The 3068-nt window shown below is 68.4% G+C and carries 3 protein-coding genes; 2 read left to right on the forward strand and 1 reads right to left on the reverse strand.

Annotated features, from left to right (window positions below):
• Window positions 1-255, forward strand: a 255-nt coding sequence (locus B7X32_RS19865) for a thioester domain-containing protein (RefSeq protein ID WP_292723712.1), incomplete at its 5' end; no start/stop codon positions are given.
• Between the two features lie 536 nt (window positions 256-791).
• On the opposite strand, the gene B7X32_RS19870 is transcribed toward B7X32_RS19865, so the two are convergent.
• The gene (locus B7X32_RS19870) at window positions 792-1886 is read right to left on the reverse strand and encodes a histidine kinase (RefSeq protein WP_292723715.1); all 1095 of its coding nucleotides are present in this window, start codon (window positions 1884-1886) and stop codon (window positions 792-794) included.
• A gap of 393 nt (window positions 1887-2279) precedes the next feature.
• Here B7X32_RS19870 and B7X32_RS19875 point away from each other — a divergent pair, with 393 nt between their 5' ends.
• On the forward strand, window positions 2280-2936 hold the full coding sequence (locus tag B7X32_RS19875) for a response regulator transcription factor (protein WP_292723718.1): 657 nt from the start codon (window positions 2280-2282) through the stop codon (window positions 2934-2936).
• The last annotated feature ends 132 nt before the right edge of the window (window positions 2937-3068 follow it).

Consider the following 3068-nt stretch of genomic DNA (forward strand, 5'->3'; position numbering starts at 1 on the left):
AGCGCGAACGACGCGATCGAGGCGACCCAGTACGCGATCTGGCGCTACACGGACCTGACGTTCGATGCGAACTGGAACTTCGCGACGCCGAACTCCGCGGCCGTCTACTGGTACCTCATCGATCAGATCAACGCGGGCAACCGCGGAGTGCAGAGCGGGATGACGGGCCTGATCACGTCGGAGTCGACGACGGTCTGCTCCACGCCGACGGGTGGGAGCCACGCGCAGAGCCAGATCCTGGTGGTGCCCGCCTGATCGCACCGCGATCGCCTGAAGACGGCGTCGCTCGGAGCATCGCTTCCGGGCGGCGCCGTCGCCGTTCCGGCGGGCTCCGTCCTCCGCCCTGGGTCGGGTGGGTCGGCGCAGCCCTTGCCAGGCTCCCCAGAAGCCCGAAGGACGTGCGCGTCCTTCCGCGTCCCGTCGCGGAGGGCTGCACCGACAGGATCCGCAGAGTCGGGGATGGAACGCTGCGTCTCCCACAGAGAGAGGAGTGGGCCGCGGCGGAAAAGTGACGCGGCCCGAACGGTGACACGGCCCACGACGCGGCAACCGGGATGCAGGGAGGGGCGGAACGCCCCTCCCTGCATGTCCTCCAGTCGAGCGATGACCGCTAAGACCTCGGGATGAAGGCTGCGATACCCCCGAGCCGTCCCGAGGTCTGGCGTGAAGGTCCTGGGTCACCGGCCGCTTCACACAGCCGAAGCGGCAACTGATCCTGTCAAGGTGCTCCCGCTGCCGTAATGGACGAACGTCTAGAGATTTCTGGACTTCTGGCCAGGACATGACGCCGTTCAGACAAGCGGAAATTGCACCTCGAGGATCCATGCCTTGTGCTCGGAGCGGACCGTGAGCTCGCCGCCGAGCTGTTGCGCTCGGGCCGTCATCCGCATGATGCCGTAGCCGCCGGACGGGAGGGCGTCGCGGGAGGCCTTGGTCGCGAGCGGGTTCCGCACGGACATCCGCACCGTGCCGGACGTGACGCGCACGGCGATCTCGACCGAACCGCGGCCGCCGTGCTTGAGCACGTTGGTGATCGACTCGCGTGCGATGCGGGCGAGTGCCGCGTCGATGACGCGGGGAACGCGGGGATCCGCGGCGTCTCCGTCGAGGACGAGCGCGGTCCCGACGCCGTGCAGCTCCGACCGCGCACTCTCGAGCGCGTCGGCCAGACTCTCGCGCGGCGGCTCGGCGAGGACTGCAGGGCCCTTCGCCTGCTCGACCACTCGGCGCAGGTCGCCGAGGGCCTTGTGCGCGGCATCGCGGATCGTCTGCTGCGACTGTTCGCGGAGCTCCTCATCGATGGGCTGTTCCAGGACCCGGGTGTACATGGCGATCACGGTGAGGTCGTGCGCGATCACGTCGTGCAACTCGTCGGCGATCCTCTGCCGCTCGGCGAAGGCGGCTTCCTGCTCGGCCAGCTGCTGGGCTCGCAGACTCTCCTGGAGCCGCCGCTCGCGGGCGGATCCGACGGTGAGCAGATAGCCGACCGCGCCGGAGATCGTGGCGACCACGAGTGCCGCGGCGACGTTGATCAGCGTGAGACCGGGCACCGCGAATGTCGCCGCGGCCGCCCCGGAGAGCAGGAAGCCGCCGACGAAGGTCACCAGCAGGGGCCTGGTCCCGGTCCTGACGACGCAGCCCATGGCGACCGCCAGCGCGACGAGTGCTGCGCCCTCGTTCGCGACGGCGAAGGAGACGCACATCGCCGCCAGCAGCATGACCACGGCCAGGAGCGGCGACCACACGAACAACGCGAACGCCGCGGTGAGGACGAGCTGGAAGACCGAGGAGACGATGTCGTCCGTGGGCGAGGCGAACACGATGACGAGACTGACGATGACGCCTGCGGAGGTCAGGATGAGCAGAGTCAGGCGTTCGGCCGTCACGAGCGGTGTCGAAGCCCCGAGCCGGAGCAGGCGGGTCCGCCGATGGAGCGGTGGTGACGGCTCGGAAGACATGGCCCTCATTATCGCGGGCCGCCTTCCCTGAGCCGCGAAGGTCGTAGGCGAGGCGCCGGCCCACCTCGCCTGCGACATCATCACTAGTTGCAGACGCCGAACGTCTTGCAGAGCCAGTCCCAGATTCCGGAATAGGTCGAGAAGATGAACATGGCGCACTTCCTTCGCAGATATGAGCCGGGCGTCGGGTCGCTCGGTCGGGTGTCTGCATGCTGATCCGCGCGGGAAGCGCGCACATTGGACCATCGGCCAGGGCTGCTCAGACTTCTGGCCAGTTCTTTTCTGACCTTCGTCGAGCAGGCGCGCGCGTATTCTCGGAGGATGACCTCGACGACCGCGCTGATCGCCGACGATGACCCGCTCGTGCGGCGCGCTCTCGCGGTGTTCCTGGCCACGGCGGGCATCGAGGTCGTGGAGGAGTCCCCGGACGGCGCTCACGCGATCGCGGCGGCCCGCCGCCTGCGTCCGGACGTCGCTCTGGTGGACGTGCAGATGCCCGGCGTCGACGGCGTCGCGGCCACGGCCGGCATCATCGAGCACTCGCCGGACACGAAGGTGCTGGCGATCACGACGTTCGGGACGATCGAGTCGATCATGCCCATGCTCCGGGCGGGAGCCTCCGGCTACCTGCTCAAGGACACGGATCCCGAGGACATCGTCGCGGCCGTGCACGGAGTGCTCGCAGGCAACGGCGTCCTGTCTCCGCGCGTCACCACCCGGCTCATCGCCTCGATCCGCGAAGTCTCGACGCCGGCCGTCGAGCCGCTCGCGGATTTCGAGGCGCTCTCAGACCGCGAGGTCGAAGTGGTCCGGCTCCTCGCCGCAGGCCTCTCGAACGCGGAGATCGCCCTGGAGATGCACGTCTCCGAGGGGACCGTCAAGGCGCACCTCGGCAACATCATCGCGAAGTGGGGCGTCCGCGATCGCGTTCAGGTACTGATCCGCGCCGCTCGTTCGGGGCTCGTCTCGTTCACCTGAGTACTCGGCCATCCGTCGCGTCGGATTGGACGTTCGTCTAGGGATTTCTGCACCTTCGTCCTATCGCCCGGAGCCGTGCGGTCGCGACGATTGATCCAGGCGCGTTCCCGTTCGCGCCATGTCTGCACGCCT

The sequence above is a fragment of the Microbacterium sp. 13-71-7 genome (assembly GCF_002257455.1).
In the GTDB taxonomy this organism is placed as follows: domain Bacteria; phylum Actinomycetota; class Actinomycetes; order Actinomycetales; family Microbacteriaceae; genus Microbacterium.